The 15,274-nt window shown below is 41.8% G+C and carries 16 protein-coding genes; 12 read left to right on the top strand and 4 right to left on the bottom strand.

Annotated elements, in window-relative coordinates; translation table 11 throughout:
• Window positions 1-236: 236 nt before the first annotated feature.
• Both M9H69_RS09735 and M9H69_RS09730 read right to left on the bottom strand, forming a co-directional pair.
• Window positions 237-452, bottom strand: coding sequence for a hypothetical protein (locus tag M9H69_RS09735; RefSeq protein ID WP_250315510.1), 216 nt, complete (start codon window positions 450-452; stop codon window positions 237-239).
• A 34-nt stretch (window positions 453-486) separates the two neighbouring features.
• Window positions 487-696: a CPCC family cysteine-rich protein gene (locus tag M9H69_RS09730; RefSeq protein WP_001044018.1), complete on the bottom strand. Its 210-nt coding sequence runs from the start codon at window positions 694-696 to the stop codon at window positions 487-489.
• A gap of 466 nt (window positions 697-1,162) precedes the next feature.
• Between M9H69_RS09730 and M9H69_RS09725 the strand changes: the two genes are divergently transcribed.
• The 7 genes from M9H69_RS09725 (at window position 1,163) to M9H69_RS09695 (ending at window position 8,592) form a co-directional block, all read left to right on the top strand.
• The gene (locus M9H69_RS09725) at window positions 1,163-1,621 is read left to right on the top strand and encodes a CtsR family transcriptional regulator (RefSeq protein ID WP_001211258.1); all 459 of its coding nucleotides are present in this window, start codon (window positions 1,163-1,165) and stop codon (window positions 1,619-1,621) included.
• Window position 1,622: 1 nt separating this feature from the next.
• Complete coding sequence (locus M9H69_RS09720) at window positions 1,623-4,055, top strand: ATP-dependent Clp protease ATP-binding subunit (RefSeq protein ID WP_250315509.1); 2,433 nt, start codon at window positions 1,623-1,625, stop codon at window positions 4,053-4,055.
• A gap of 144 nt (window positions 4,056-4,199) precedes the next feature.
• Window positions 4,200-5,258, top strand: a complete 1,059-nt coding sequence (locus M9H69_RS09715) for an AAA family ATPase (RefSeq protein WP_250315508.1) — start codon at window positions 4,200-4,202, stop codon at window positions 5,256-5,258.
• 9 nt (window positions 5,259-5,267) lie between these two features.
• The gene (gene pnuC / locus M9H69_RS09710) at window positions 5,268-6,047 is read left to right on the top strand and encodes a nicotinamide riboside transporter PnuC (RefSeq protein WP_250315507.1); all 780 of its coding nucleotides are present in this window, start codon (window positions 5,268-5,270) and stop codon (window positions 6,045-6,047) included.
• 1 nt (window position 6,048) lies between these two features.
• Entirely contained in the window at window positions 6,049-6,822 is a 774-nt protein-coding gene (locus M9H69_RS09705; RefSeq protein ID WP_250315506.1) for an NUDIX domain-containing protein, read from the top strand.
• 273 nt (window positions 6,823-7,095) lie between these two features.
• A complete protein-coding gene (locus tag M9H69_RS09700) occupies window positions 7,096-7,779 on the top strand; it encodes a hypothetical protein (RefSeq protein WP_096421485.1) in 684 nt (227 codons plus the stop codon).
• Window positions 7,780-7,905: 126 nt separating this feature from the next.
• Window positions 7,906-8,592, top strand: coding sequence for a YoaK family protein (locus tag M9H69_RS09695; RefSeq protein ID WP_250315505.1), 687 nt, complete (start codon window positions 7,906-7,908; stop codon window positions 8,590-8,592).
• A 55-nt stretch (window positions 8,593-8,647) separates the two neighbouring features.
• Here M9H69_RS09695 and dusB read toward each other — a convergent pair whose 3' ends face one another.
• Together dusB and hslO are read right to left on the bottom strand one after the other, a co-directional pair.
• Window positions 8,648-9,628, bottom strand: a complete 981-nt coding sequence (dusB, locus tag M9H69_RS09690; RefSeq protein ID WP_250315504.1) for a tRNA dihydrouridine synthase DusB — start codon at window positions 9,626-9,628, stop codon at window positions 8,648-8,650.
• On the bottom strand, window positions 9,615-10,487 hold the full coding sequence (gene hslO / locus M9H69_RS09685) for an Hsp33 family molecular chaperone HslO (protein WP_250315503.1): 873 nt from the start codon (window positions 10,485-10,487) through the stop codon (window positions 9,615-9,617). Before hslO ends, dusB begins: the two co-directional genes overlap by 14 nt.
• A 286-nt stretch (window positions 10,488-10,773) precedes the next feature.
• On the opposite strand from hslO, the gene M9H69_RS09680 reads away from it, so the two are divergent.
• Genes M9H69_RS09680 through dltD form a run of 5 tightly spaced genes read left to right on the top strand, consistent with a single transcriptional unit; the run spans window position 10,774 to window position 15,231 of the window.
• Window positions 10,774-10,905: a teichoic acid D-Ala incorporation-associated protein DltX gene (locus M9H69_RS09680; protein WP_007518064.1), complete on the top strand. Its 132-nt coding sequence runs from the start codon at window positions 10,774-10,776 to the stop codon at window positions 10,903-10,905.
• 20 nt (window positions 10,906-10,925) lie between these two features.
• Complete coding sequence (gene dltA / locus M9H69_RS09675; protein ID WP_250315502.1) at window positions 10,926-12,476, top strand: D-alanine--poly(phosphoribitol) ligase subunit DltA; 1,551 nt, start codon at window positions 10,926-10,928, stop codon at window positions 12,474-12,476.
• Window positions 12,473-13,717: a D-alanyl-lipoteichoic acid biosynthesis protein DltB gene (dltB, locus tag M9H69_RS09670; RefSeq protein WP_084939466.1), complete on the top strand. Its 1,245-nt coding sequence runs from the start codon at window positions 12,473-12,475 to the stop codon at window positions 13,715-13,717. The genes dltA and dltB overlap by 4 nt, the downstream gene beginning before the upstream one ends.
• 13 nt (window positions 13,718-13,730) lie before the next feature.
• Window positions 13,731-13,970 carry a D-alanine--poly(phosphoribitol) ligase subunit DltC gene (gene dltC, locus M9H69_RS09665; protein ID WP_000351968.1) on the top strand — a complete coding sequence of 80 codons (240 nt, stop codon included), beginning with the start codon at window positions 13,731-13,733 and terminating at the stop codon, window positions 13,968-13,970.
• On the top strand, window positions 13,963-15,231 hold the full coding sequence (dltD, locus tag M9H69_RS09660) for a D-alanyl-lipoteichoic acid biosynthesis protein DltD (RefSeq protein ID WP_250315501.1): 1,269 nt from the start codon (window positions 13,963-13,965) through the stop codon (window positions 15,229-15,231). The genes dltC and dltD overlap by 8 nt, the downstream gene beginning before the upstream one ends.
• The last annotated feature ends 43 nt before the right edge of the window (window positions 15,232-15,274 follow it).

The raw sequence follows: 15,274 nt of genomic DNA, 5'->3' as shown, positions 1-15,274 counted from the left end.
TGACTGAAAGAGATTATATACAATAGTAAACATGCTTAGATACAACTAGACTATTTTTTATGTTCAGTCACCTCCCTCATAATTCATTTTTGATGGATACTGTGATATAATTAAGATGCGAAGGATAGAGGTTGAGAATCTGTCACCAACGCGCCATTTAGCTAGTGGGTCGAGAAATGCAGGAACCTCGACAGTCCTGCCTATCCTTGTAAATAAATCAGCCCTTAGAAACAAATCTAAGGGCTTTTTGACTGGTCGATTTTATCAGCAATTTCAACTTTTAAAATTTCATTTTCAAACAATCTTATCCACCGTAAACCTGTTTTAACAGATAAAGCATTATACTCTTCATCAAAAGTATGCTTATCTTCAAAAAGACAAATTCCCTCAAAGGTCTGGTTATCAACGTCTGTAATCGTTACAACTTTATCGTTAAACTTTCTAAGTTCCATTTTTATTTTCCTGATTTTGTAGTACTATAGTTTGTTATATTATTGGAATCCCTTTAACGTAAGCTTCCTTAGCTTTTGCTAGTGTCATCTTGTTTGGGCCTCCATCAATGTTGGTTTCCCCTGTATTTTGCCAATTACAATGATCACAAATGTCATAAACAGCGGTCAATGTTCCGCAAACTGGACAATGTACGTATTCTTCATCATTGATCATTACTAAGTTTTCTTTACCAGTCTTATTCATAGTTATTTACTCCTAATTATTGTTTTTAAAATAGTGAAACCAGAAATATTAATTGGCTAGAACTAAATGTTTTTATATTAAATTCTCTTATCTTTCTAAACTTTCCTGAGATAGGCTTTCTTAGCTTCTGCAAGAGTTATAGTATCATTATACTTCAATATTGAAACTATTGCTAATGATTGAGAGAGTTTTCTGGATATGCTATAATATTAGCAGATAATAAAAAAGCACGTTTGACCGTGCTAGTTTCTTGCCTGCTGAACTCGTCAATATTACGCCCTTTTTAGGGCTTTTTTTGTGGACTTTTTTAGGGACTTTCAAGAAAAACTAAGGAGAATTAATGCCAAAGTGTTTTTAAAGAAAGTCAGTATTTTCAAGGGCTGAGCCCTAAAAATTTGACTTATAGAGCGTTAAATGATAGTATAGTCAAAGATAGTCAAGGTTCAAAGAAGGAGTTTGATTTACTATGAGATTTAAAAATACATCAGATCATATCGAAGCCTATATCAAGGCGATTTTAGACCAGTCTGGTATCGTGGAATTGCAGCGGAGCCAGTTAGCAGATACCTTTCAGGTTGTGCCAAGTCAGATCAACTATGTCATCAAGACACGTTTTACTGAAAGCAGAGGTTACTTGGTTGAGAGCAAGCGTGGTGGCGGAGGCTACATTCGCATTGGACGGATTGAGTTTTCCAATCATCATGAAATGCTCCGCGATTTGCTTTACTCGATTGGTGAGCGAGTTAGTCAGGAGATTTATGAGGATATTCTGCAACTTTTGGTGGAGCAGGACTTGATGACCAAGCAGGAGATGACCTTGCTGACTTCTGTAGCAACAGATCGTGTCCTAGGGGAAGAATCCTCAGTTGTTCGTGCCAATATGCTCCGACAGCTATTACAAGAGGTAGATAGAAAAGAGAAGTAAGATGAACTATTCAAAAGCATTGAATGAATGTATCGAAAGTGCCTACATGATTGCCAGCCATTTTGGAGCTCGATATCTAGAGTCTTGGCATTTATTGATTGCCATGTCCAATCACAGTTATAGTGTGGCAGGTGCCACTCTAAATGATTATCCTTATGAAATGGACCGTTTAGAAGAGGTTGCGTTGGAACTGACTGAAACGGACTATAGCCAAGACGAAACCTTTACGGAATTGCCTTTTTCCCATCGTTTGGAGGTTCTCTTTGCAGAAGCAGAGTATGTGGCCTCAGTGGTCCATGCAAAGGTGCTAGGGACAGAGCATGTCCTCTATGCGATTTTGCATGATGGCAATGCTTTGGCAACTCGCATCTTGGAGAGAGCAGGCTTTTCTTATGAAGACCAGAAAGATCAGGTCAGAATTGCTGCCCTTCGTCGCAACTTAGAGGAACGTGCAGGTTGGACAAGAGAAGACCTTAAGGCTTTGCGTCAGCGCCACCGTACCGTGGCAGATAAGCAAAATTCTATGGCCAATATGATGGGCATGCCTCAGAATCCAAGTGGCGGTCTAGAGGACTACACGCATGACCTGACGGAGCAAGCGCGCTCTGGCAAGTTAGAGCCAGTTATCGGTCGGGACAAGGAAATCTCACGTATGATTCAAATCTTGAGCCGGAAGACCAAGAACAATCCTGTCTTGGTTGGAGATGCTGGTGTCGGGAAAACAGCTCTGGCACTTGGACTTGCCCAGCGTATTGCTAGCGGGAATGTACCAGCTGAAATGGCCAAGATGCGCGTGTTAGAGCTTGATTTGATGAATGTTGTTGCGGGGACACGTTTCCGTGGAGATTTTGAAGAGCGTATGAACAATATCATCAAGGATATCGAGGAAGATGGCAAAGTGATCCTCTTTATCGATGAACTCCACACCATCATGGGTTCTGGTAGCGGTATTGATTCGACTCTGGATGCGGCCAATATCTTGAAGCCAGCCTTGGCACGTGGAACTTTGAGAACGGTTGGTGCAACCACTCAGGAAGAATACCAAAAACACATCGAAAAAGATGCAGCCCTTTCTCGTCGTTTTGCTAAAGTGACTATTGAAGAGCCAAGTTTAGCTGACAGCATGACCATTTTGCAAGGTTTGAAGGCTACCTATGAGAAACACCACCGTGTGAAAATCACAGATGAAGCTGTCGAAACAGCCGTTAAGATGGCGCATCGTTACTTGACTAGTCGTCACTTGCCAGACTCTGCTATCGACCTCTTGGATGAGGCGGCAGCAACAGTGCAAAATAAATCCAAGCATGTGAGAATGGCCGAATCCGACTTGAGTCCAGCTGACAAGGCCTTGATGGATGGCAAGTGGAAACAAGCAGGTCAGTTAATCGCAAAAGAACAAGAATTGCCTGTCTATAAAGACTTGGTAACAGAGTCTGATATTTTGACCACCTTGAGTCGTTTGTCAGGTATCCCAGTCCAAAAACTAACGCAAACAGATGCTAAGAAATACCTGAACTTGGAAGCTGAACTACACAAACGTGTTATCGGCCAAGATCAAGCTGTTTCAAGTATTAGTCGTGCCATTCGTCGCAACCAGTCAGGTATTCGCAGTCACAAGCGTCCGATTGGTTCCTTTATGTTTTTAGGACCGACGGGTGTCGGGAAGACCGAATTGGCTAAGGCTTTGGCAGAAGTCCTCTTTGATGACGAATCAGCCCTTATCCGCTTTGATATGAGTGAGTATATGGAGAAATTTGCGGCTAGCCGTCTCAACGGAGCTCCTCCGGGTTATGTAGGCTACGAAGAAGGTGGGGAGTTGACCGAGAAGGTTCGCAATAAACCTTACTCAGTGCTTCTCTTTGACGAGGTTGAAAAAGCCCACCCAGATATCTTTAATGTCCTCTTGCAAGTCTTGGACGATGGAGTTCTAACAGACAGCAAGGGTCGCAAGGTTGATTTTTCAAATACCATCATTATCATGACTTCAAACCTTGGTGTGACAGCCCTTCGTGATGACAAGACTGTCGGTTTTGGGGCCAAGGACATTCGTTTTGACCAGGAAAATATGGAAAAACGAATCTTCGAAGAGTTGAAAAAAGCTTATCGACCTGAGTTTATCAACCGTATTGATGAAAAGGTGGTCTTCCACAGCTTGGATAGCGAACACATGCAGGAAATTGTCAAGATCATGGTTAAACCATTGATTGCTAGCCTAGCAGAGAAAGGCATCGACTTGAAACTACAAGCTTCGGCACTGAAGTTACTAGCTAGTCACGGTTACAATCCAGAAATGGGAGCTCGTCCACTTCGTAGAACACTGCAAACAGAGGTGGAAGACAAGTTGGCAGAACTCCTCCTCAAGGGAGAGTTGGTAGCAGGCAAGTCCCTCAAAATCGGCGTCAAAGCTGGTCAATTAAAATTTGATATTGCTTAAAAATAGAGAATCAGGAGTAATCCTGATTCTTTTTATCACTTTTTTATAAAAAATAATAAAAAACCCTTGACAAAACAAAAATATAAGATATAATAAAAACATAGAAAAACAAAAATATAGAAAACTATAAAAAGGCGAGCGTATATGAAAAAGAAAACAGCAGTAGTATTTGGGACCTTTGCCCCTCTCCATCAGGGGCATATCGATTTAATCCAGCGAGCGAAGCGTCAGTGTGATCAGGTCTGGGTAGTCGTTTCAGGCTATGAGGGAGACCGAGGGGAGCAGATAGGCTTAACTCTTCAAAAACGATTTCGCTATATCCGAGAAGCTTTTCGTGACGATGAGTTGACCTCTGTCTGTAAGCTGGATGAGACCAACCTTCCCCGTTACCCTATGGGCTGGCAGGAGTGGTTGGACCAGATGTTAGCGGAGATTTCCTACGATGAAAACCAGCAAGAGCTGATCTTCTTTGTAGGAGAAGCAGACTACCAGCAAGAGCTATCTAAACGTGGATTTGGCACTGTCTTGCAAGAAAGAAAGTTTGGTATCTCATCGACTATGATTCGAGAAAATCCAAGCAAATATTGGAAATACATCGCTCAACCCTTCCGTCGTCAGTTTACAAAGAAAGTATTGATTATGGGAAGTGCCAGCAATGGGAAGACCACTCTGGCCAAGGATTTGGCAAGGTATTACGATGCGCCAGTCAGCCTGGAATACGCACGTGAGTACCAGATCAAAAACAATGTCCGCGACGATGAATTGACTCCAAAGGATTACTACTATCTCCTTTTAGGGCAGTATGACCAGACCTCCAAGCTAATCGATAGCAATGCTAATCGAGGACTGGTGATAGCTGACACAAACTCTTTAGTAACCAAGGGCTACTATGACTATTACATGGAGACTGAGGATCAAGGGGACTTATCAGGAGAAACCTTTGACAATCTCTTTGTTTCAATCTTGGCTAAGGAAAAATGGGACTTGATTCTCTTCGTGCAACCTGTCGGCTCCTATGTCAATGACGGGTTTAGAGATATGACCATGGCGGAAGACCACATTCGTCGCAGTTTTTCCCAGCATTTAGATCAGATGAGGGAGAGATACTTAACGATCATTCCTTTAGTTTATCTGGCTGAGGATTATCTAGGCAATTATGAAGCAGCAAAAGTGGCTATCGATGCCATTTACCAAGCAGATTAGAAGAAAATTATGAAAACAGTAACTAAAAAAATCACACAATTTATCGAAAACTTTAAAAATGTCCATGCCGAAGCCCATAAGATCGGTTTTGCAGGAATCATGCGCTTGCTATGGAAAGATCTCTTTGTCGGCCGTAGCCTTTTCCAGTGGTTGTATCTCATCGCCTTGTCAAGTGTTCCCTTGATCTTAGAGTTCACGCAAAATACGGAAAGTCATGACTGGCTGAGCTTGTTTGCATCCTGGACTGGGATTGTCTGTGTTATCTTGGTAGCAGAAGGTCGTGCAAGCAATTATCTCTTTGGGGCTATTAACTCGGCTATCTATTTGATCTTGGCCATGAATGCGACTTTTTACGGAGAAGTTTTGACGACTGTTTACTTCTTTGTCATGCAGCCGATTGGTCTCTATGCTTGGCTGTCCAATCGTATCAATGACCAAGGAAAACCAGAAGAATCCCACTTTGAAGCTAAGAAATTATCTGTTCTTGACTGGCTCAAGTACTTGGTCTTGACTGCCATTATCTGGATTGGTATGGGCTTTGCTTACCAAAGTATCCATAGTGCTCGCCCTTTCCGTGATAGTGTTACCGATGCGACCAATGGTGTTGGTCAGCTCTTGATGACACGTCTTTACCGCGAGCAATGGATTTTCTGGATTGCAACCAATCTCTTTAGTATCTACCTCTGGTGGGGTGAAAATATCCACATTCAAGGGATGTACTGGGTTTACACACTGAACAGTCTAGTGGGATGGTACCAATGGACCAAGGCAGTTCGAAAGGAGGCATAAGATGGCAGACATAAAGATTCCAGAAGGAATGACGGAAAAAGAATATTATGAAATCCATGCCAGTCAGGAGGAGTTTTTAGACTGGTACTACAGGCAGGAACTCCCTCAATATGAAAAACCAAGTGTGACAGTGGATATGGTGGCTTACTGCTTTGTCGAAGGAAAGATCAAGCTCTTACTGATCCGTCGCAAGGCCCACCCTTATCAAAACTGTTTGGCTCTGGTTGGAGGCTTTATGGACAAGGGAGAAGATGCTGCACATGCCTGTCAGCGCGAGGTGAGAGAAGAAGTCAATCTGGATCTTCCTTTAGAAAAAATCGAGCAATTGATGACCGTATCGACCCCCGGTCGTGATCCACGGGGGTGGACAGTGACCATAGCCCACTTGGTGTACCTACCTAGTCGTGCCCTAGACCTCGTTCAGGCAGGTGACGATGCTAAGGATGTGGTTTTTGTAGATGTCGACTTTCAGACAGGCAAATGTTTCCTAGAGGGAGTGGAGCTGGACGAGCAAGCCTTCGCCTTTGACCATTATGCAATTATCCAAGAATCCATCAAACGGATCCAAGGCCGTCTCGACTGGAATCCGACCTTCCTTTATCTGCTGGAGGAGGAGTTCACTGTCTACGAAGGAACTGAACTGGTCAATCTCATCAACCCCGGTCGGCCCATCGTCAGCAATAACTTTCTCGTAAAATACGGCGAATATGTAGAAGAGGTTGGGCTCAAACGAGTGCCTAAAAAGAAACCAAGAAAAACCTATCGATTGAAATAAAAGTGAGGCCGGGACAAAGTTCCCGCCCTCTTTATTTATTATCATTTTTTATGAATGGCTATCTTTCTTAGAATTACACAAGAGCGATGCAAAAAATAGGACTCTAATATAAAAAATTTTCTATTTTTTCGTTTCGATTACGAATTGAAATAGTGGAGGGAACAATTTTTAAAATAGTTTATCTAAATAATTGACAGATTCAAGGTCTAATGTTACAATTATATTACAAAAAGATTTCTTAATATTTCAAAAATGTTACAAAGGAGTAGAAAAATGAAAAAGAAAACCTATATCAAATTGATGGCAGCGACTGTATTGGCTTCTACCTTGCTACTGGGAGCTTGTGGAAATAAAAACGAAACCGCTCAAACCAGTAGCTCTGCCAAGACAAGTCAATCATCAAGTTCCAAAGCAGCTTCTTCTAGCAAAGAAAGCAAGACTCAAAAATCTTCAAGCTCAGCTTCATCTGAAAAGGCTCAGGCATCTTCTGGTCAGTCTTCTACAACAGCAGATCAGTCACAAGCGAAACCAGCGCCTGAATCAAGACAAGAACAAGCAGCTCCTAGTCAACAAGCTCCAGCTCAGGCTCCATCAACTCAGCAAGGTTCTCAAGCCCAGTCTAACCAGTCAGGCTATGATCCAACAACTGACCGCAAACTTCAAGACAAGCAAGCAGAACACAACAAACGCTACAAGGGTGTTTTAACCATGGTCGATGGTGATTTCTCAGCAGCTGCAGGCAACTGGAAGGGAGCGAATGGCGAAACTATTACGGTTTCATCAGGGGGCCAATTTACAGTAGAAACTGCAGAAGGAAATAAAGAAAACTACTCTATTAGAGGCTACTCTTACACTCTTGATGATGGCAAGTATAATGCTAAAATCGGAGGAGGAAAAATCATCCAAATTACAACAGGTGCGGATGGTAAAGTTTCAAGCGTTGCCTTGATTCAATAATAAAATTTTGTGTTTTAACTCTTACTAGAAATCGTTCTGTAAAAGAGTGAATCAACTGTTTTTCACTTAGTTTCTCCAAGAGAAAGTGGTATAATAAAAAAATCAAAGGAAAACGAGTGATAATACATGGCGGATAAATTAATCTTACCTCAAAACACACGATTGATGGGAGTATTTCTTGGGTTTGTAGGTGGTTCTTTGGATGTGTTTTGCCATATTCAATACCATAGTTTGGTAGCGACACAGACAGGGAATATTCTCCTACTGATATCTGATTGGCACGACTCAAATGTTATCAATACGATGCTACGATTCTGCTCCATTATTTTCTTTTCTCTAGGATTTCTGTTTGCATTGCACATGAAAGAATACCGCAAAACGGCCTACTGGCGGGTTAAGATGTTGCTCCCTTTATTTATTGGAACTCTTATTCTACCTTTCTTTTCACGATTTCCTCTATTAGAAGTTCCTTTCATCGCTTTTGGAACAGGAATGATGATGCTAACATTTACGGGCAGTTTGATTGAAGATCATCCCTATGTCATTTTTATGACGTCTGGAAATTACCGAAAGATGCTGACTGCTTTGTATCGCATTGCTAGAAGAGAAGGAAATGTCCAAGAATACCGTCGTCAGGCCTTAAATTATGGGATTGTTGTGGGAAGTTTTGTAGTGGGCGCAATCAGCTTGGCTGTATTGATGCATTTTCTTCATGAATGGTCTATATGGATTGTCAGCCTCAATTTGTTTTTGATTATGTCCTATTATATAGCTAGAGTGAAGCAATTAGATTTACAAGATGAAAATATATAAAAACGGCAAGACTCATTTTTGAGCTTTGCCGTTTTTGTGAGTTGTAGATGTGAGACTATGCTTTGTCTAATTGCAAGAGGGCTTCAATCTCAGCAAGAGTGCTAGCTTGTGAAATGGCTCCACGAAGTTTAGCAGCGCCAGATGTTCCCCGGAGGTAGTGAGGAGCGAGGCCACGGAATTCACGGACTGCAATTTTTTCTCCTTTGAGGCTGATCAAGCGTTTCAAGTGTTCGTAAGCGATTTTCATCTTATCCTCAAAGGTCAAATCAGGAAGGATTTCTCCTGTTTCAAAGTAGTGGTTGATTTGATTGAAGAGGTAGGGATTTCCCATGGCTGCGCGACCAATCATAACAGCGTCAGCCCCAACTTCTTCGATGCGTTGTTTAGCATCTTGAACCGTACGGATGTCACCGTTGGCGATAAATGGAATCTTGGTTAGGGCTTGGGCTACGTCATGCAAGGTCTCAAGATCAGCGTGGCCAGTGTACATTTGCTCACGGGTACGACCGTGCATAGCAAGGGCAGAGACACCAGCAGCCTCAGCGGCGAGAGCATTTTCTACTGCCAGAGATGGGTCAGCCCAGCCGGTACGCATTTTGACAGTAAGGGGGATATCAAGGACAGATTGGACCTTGTTGATAATAGAGTAGATTTTGTCTGGATCCTTGAGCCACATAGCGCCAGCTTCGTTTTTCACGATTTTGTTAACTGGGCAGCCCATGTTGATATCGACGATATCAGTCTTGGTATTTTCTTGGATGAATTCTGCTGCGCGTGCGAGGCTGTCTTCATCACTACCAAAGAGTTGGATAGAAACGGGATTTTCGCCTTCATCGATGTGAAGCATATGCAAGGTTTTTTCATTGTTGTATTGGATTCCCTTGTCAGAGACCATTTCCATCACAACGAGTCCAGCTCCAAGCTCTTTTGCGATGGTACGAAAGGCTGAGTTGGTGACACCAGCCATGGGCGCTAAAACAGTACGATTGGGAATCTCAACATTGCCAATCATAAAAGGTGTATTAAGATTTGTCACGAATGAGTTCCTCCAGGTCGTTTTCATCAAAATTATAAGTTGTTTGGCAGAATTGACAAGTGATTTCTGCCCCGTGGTCTTCCTCTTTCATTTCCTCTAAGTCTGAGCTTGGAAGGCTGGCAAGAGCATCCATAAAGCGGTCTTTGCTGCAGTCACATTGGAAACGGATTTCTTCTTCAGATAGACGTTTGTATGATTCGTCGCCGTAGATAGCCTTGAGAAGGGCTTCGATATGGTCGTCGCTTTCTAGAAGAGTTGAAATGGCTGGCATTTCTTGGATGCGTTTCTCAAAGCGAGCAATCTCCTCGTCCTTGGCTCCTGGCAACACTTGGAGAAGGAAGCCACCTGCGACTTTGACCTTGTCGTCTTTATCCAAAAGAACATTGAGGCCGACGGCTGAAGGGGTTTGTTGGCTTTCTGTCAGGTAATAGGCCAAGTCTTCACCGATCTCCCCAGAGATGAGAGGAGTCATGGAGTTGTAGGGATTTCCAGTACCGTAGTCTGTGATAACGAGAAATTGACCATTTCCGACAAAAGGTCCGACTAGGACTTCACCTGTTGCGGTCTTTTTGATGTCAACACCTGGATTTTGAACGTAGCCTTTGACATTTCCCTTGGTATCTGCGACCGTGATGATGGCACCGAGAGAGCTCGTTCCAAGAACTTTTACAGTAATCTTGGTATTTCCTTTTTCATTGGCTGCGAGAATTTGGCTAGCGATAAGGGCACGACCAAGTGCAACAGTCGAACTGGCTTGAGTTTGATGTTTTTCTTGGGCAGTGCGGACGGTTTCTGTGCTGTCAAGGACAAAAGCACGAAAGGCTCCGCTTTCTGATATAGTTTTAATAATTTTATCCATAGCTACTATTTTAGCATAAAAATGCCCAAAGAGGGAGCCGTGTGTTTGTTGTTATTCTTTAAACTGTTTAATTTCTGATGACTGGTATAGGAGATTTATAGAAATGAAAATTTTTGTTCACATTTACTGTTAACATTTTAATTTATCTTAAAATAACCTAAAACGAACTTTTAAGTTATGGTAAACAGTTGAAAAAAAGGTTGATAAAGTGGTAAAATGTTAGGAAGATAAGTTACTAATAGTGCGTATTTGTAGTCGATAGAAATGATATATTAATGGATAGCTTATGAAAAAACAACGAAACCTACATGTATTTTTAGGCCGGACGGCCCTATATTTTGTAATCTTACTTGGCTTGCTTTATTTTTTTAGTTACCTTGGGCAGGGACAAGGTGGCTTTATTTATAATGAGTTCTAGTTTAAAGGAGAAAAAGAACTGTGTCTAATAAACCGATAAAAGATATGATTGAAACGATTGAGCACTTTGCTCAAACACAGCCAACATATCCTGTCTACAATGTTTTAGGTCAAGAGCATACTTATGGCGATCTGAAGGCTGATTCAGATAGTTTAGCAGCAGCTATCGATCGACTTGACTTGCCTGAGAAATCTCCAGTCGTCGTTTTTGGTGGTCAGGAATATGAGATGTTGGCTACCTTTGTAGCGCTGACTAAGTCGGGTCATGCCTACATTCCAATTGACAGCCATTCAGCCTTGGAACGAGTTTCTGCTATCGTAGAAGTTGCAGAGCCAAGTTTGATTATTGCCATCTCAGATTTTCCATTGGAGCAAGTCTCTACGCCAATGATGACTCTAGCTCAGGTTCAAGAAGCCTTTTCTCAAGGGACTAGCTATGAAATCACGCATCCAGTCAAGGGTGATGATAACTACTACATTATCTTTACTTCTGGTACGACTGGTAAGCCAAAGGGGGTGCAGATTTCCCATGACAATCTCCTCAGCTTTACCAACTGGATGATTACAGATAAGGAATTTGCGACGCCAAGTCGTCCACAAATGCTGGCTCAGCCCCCTTATTCTTTTGACCTATCTGTCATGTACTGGGCACCGACCTTGGCACTTGGTGGCACGCTTTTCGCTCTTCCTTCAGCCATTACTCAGGACTTCAAAAAACTCTTTGCGACGATCTTTTCCTTGCCAATCGCTATCTGGACCTCAACACCGTCCTTTGCAGATATGGCCATGTTATCAGAAGACTTTAACAGTGAGAAAATGCCAGGAATCACGCATTTCTACTTTGATGGTGAAGAATTGACGGTCAAAACAGCTCAAAAACTGCGCGAGCGATTCCCAAATGCTCGTATTATCAATGCCTACGGTCCAACAGAAGCGACAGTAGCTTTGTCAGCAGTTGCCGTCACTGATGAGATGTTGGCGACTCTCAAACGCCTGCCAATCGGCTATACCAAGGCGGATTCTCCAACCTTTATCATTGACGAGGAAGGGAAGAAAGTTCCAAATGGTGAACAGGGAGAAATCATCGTTTCTGGGCCAGCTGTTTCAAAAGGCTATATGAATAATCCTGAAAAAACGGCAGAAGCTTTCTTTGAATTCGAAGGTCTTCCAGCCTACCACACAGGGGATGTAGGAACCATGACAGATGAGGGCTTGCTTCTCTATGGTGGACGCATGGATTTCCAGATTAAGTTTAATGGTTATCGCATTGAACTTGAAGATGTCTCTCAAAACCTCAACAAGTCTCGCTATATCGAGTCGGCTGTTGCTGTCCCACGTTATAACAAGGACCACAAGGTACAAAATCTACTGGCCTATGTCATCCTAAAGGACGGCGTTCGTGAACAGTTTGAACGTGATATCGATATTACCAAGGCTATCAAAGAAGACCTAGCAGATATCATGATGTCTTATATGATGCCGTCTAAGTTTCTCTATCGAGATAGTTTGCCGCTAACGCCTAATGGTAAAATTGATATCAAGGGCTTGATTAACGAGGTAAACAGTAGATGATGGAGCTTTATAAACAGCTACCTCATTTGGAACCTTATGGTGATCTTCAGTACTTTTTATACGTAATTGCTGCGACTTTACCTATCTTTATTGGTCTTTTTTTCAAGAAACGTTTTGCCTTGTACGAGGTGCTCGTTAGTCTCTTCTTTATCGTCACCATGTTGGTAGGTGGAAAGACGAATCAAATAAGCGCTCTTATCCTTTATGTTATCTGGCAAGTACTTCTTGTATCTTTTTACAAAAGGTATAGGAAACAACGGGATAGTAAATGGATATTTTACCTAGTTAGCTTTTTATCTCTATTGCCTATCGTCTTTGTGAAAGTATCTCCTGCTATTCATGGACCTCAATCTTTGTTTGGATTTTTAGGGATTTCTTACCTAACCTTTCGTGCTGTTGGGGTTATCGTTGAGTTAAGAGACGGTGTCATTAAGGATTTAACGATTTGGCAATTCTTACGTTTTCTTCTCTTTATGCCGACTTTCTCAAGTGGTCCCATTGATCGTTTTAAACGCTTCAATGAAAATTATGAGACCATTCCTGAGCGGGATGAGTTGATGGACATGCTAGAAGAGGCTGTCAAGTATATCATGCTTGGCTTCCTTTACAAGTTTATCTTGGCCCATGTTTTAGGAGAGATATTACTGCCTCCGCTGAAAAATTTGGCCTTACAGACAGGTGGCTTCTTTAATCATTATGCTCTGGCGGTGATGTATACTTTTGGTCTAGACTTATTCTTTGACTTTGCGGGCTACTCTATGTTTGCCTTAGCCATTTCAAACTTGATGGGTATTCATAGTCCTATCAACTTTAACAAGCCCTTTTTGTCAAGGGATTTAAAAGAGTTTTGGAATCGCTGGCACATGAGTCTGTCTTTCTGGTTCCGTGACTTTGTCTTTATGCGGATGGTCATGGTGTTGACCAGAAAGAAGGTCTTTAAAAATCGCAATGTCACTTCAAGTGTAGCCTACATTCTCAATATGCTGATTATGGGATTTTGGCATGGTGTGACCTGGTACTACATCGCCTATGGACTTTTCCATGGGATTGGGCTAGTCATCAATGATGCATGGGTTCGTAAGAAAAAAGCGCTCAATAAAGAACGGAAAAAAGCTGGAAAGGGTTCCTTACCTGAGAATCGCTGGATTCAGTTGCTTGGCATGGTTGTCACCTTCCATGTCGTGATGGTTTCATTCTTAATCTTTTCTGGATTTTTGAATGATTTATGGTTTAAAAAATAAAAGGATATAAAAAATGGATATCAAATCAGAAGTTATTGAAATTATTGATGAGTTGTTTATGGAAGATGTTTCTGACATGATGGATGAAGATCTTTTTGATGCTGGTGTCTTGGATAGCATGGGAACGGTTGAATTGATCGTTGAGATTGAAAACCGTTTTGACATTCGTGTTCCAGTGACGGAGTTCGGTCGTGATGACTGGAATACGGCTAATAAAATCGTAGCAGGTATCACGGAGTTGAAGAATGCTTAAACGCTTGTGGCTGATCTTCGGTCCTATCTTCATTGCTGGCCTTTTGATTCTTTTACTCATCTTTTTTTATCCAAGTACAACAAGTCATAATCTGACGGAGGAGAAGTACTCAGCGGCTTCTGTTAGTATAGAGAGTTTTAAAGAGAGAAGCCAAAAAGTAAGGGCCCTTACGGATCCAAATATGCGTTTTATTCCTTTTCTAGGGTCCAGTGAATGGATTCGATTTGATAGTGTCCATCCAGCTGTTTTAGCAGAGAAATACCATCGTCCCTATCGTCCTTACTTTTTAGGTCAAGCAGGAGCAGCCTCTCTAAATCAATATTTTGGTCTACAGCAAATTTTGCCAGAAATAGAGAATAAGCAGGCGGTATTTGTGATTTCGCCTCAGTGGTTTACGGAGACAGATTATGAACCCGCAGCGTTTCAGAGATTTTTTAACAGTGACCAATTGACAGCTTTTTTGGGAAATCAATCTGGTGACATTGCTGCAAAGCATGCGGCTATTCGATTGTTAAAGCAGAATCCTAATGTTGCATTAAAAGGCATTGTTCAAAAACTGTCAAAGGGTGAAGAATTATCAGAGGTTGATCAAGTTGCTATTGATATTTTTGCGCGATTCAATGAAAAGCAATCCGCTCTCTTTGGACAATTCTCCATTCGAGGAAAACTCAAGTACAAGGAACACGTGGAGAACTATTTAAAAGATCTTCCAGATCAATTTTCTTATGATGAGTTAGAAAAAATTGTTCGTAAGGACGCAGAGGCAAATACGACCAATAACGATATGGGGATGGAAAATCATTTCTATACGAGAGAGGTTAAAAAGGATTTAAAAAAATGGGAAGGGTATCAAAAAAATTACAACTTCCTCAAGTCCTCTGAATACAATGATTTGCAGCTGGTCCTCAATCAATTTGCTAAGTCGAATGTCAATGTGCTCTTTGTCATTCAGCCGGTTAACAAGAAGTGGATGGAGTACACAGGGCTCAGCGAAGAGATGTACCAGCATGCAGTGGAGAAAATTCGTTACCAATTAGAAAGTCAGGGTTTTACCAATATTGCTGATTTTTCAAAAAATGGAGGGGATCCATATTTTGTTAAGGATACCATTCATCTAGGATGGTTGGGTTGGCTGGCTTTTGATAAGGTTGTCAATCCTTTCTTGACGGATCCGAAACCAGCTCCAGACTACAAGATGAATGACCGCTTCTTTAGCAAGGACTGGGCGACCTATGATGGGAAGATCAAAGATTTCCAATAAAATGAGCTAAAAGTTTGGGATTTGAACCCAAGCTTTTTTGTTT

Source organism: Streptococcus oralis (genome assembly GCF_023611505.1).
GTDB classification, from domain to species: Bacteria; Bacillota; Bacilli; order Lactobacillales; family Streptococcaceae; genus Streptococcus; species Streptococcus oralis_CT.
Note: the sequence above shows the minus strand (reverse complement) of the source record. Positions and strands in the feature narration are given on the sequence as shown.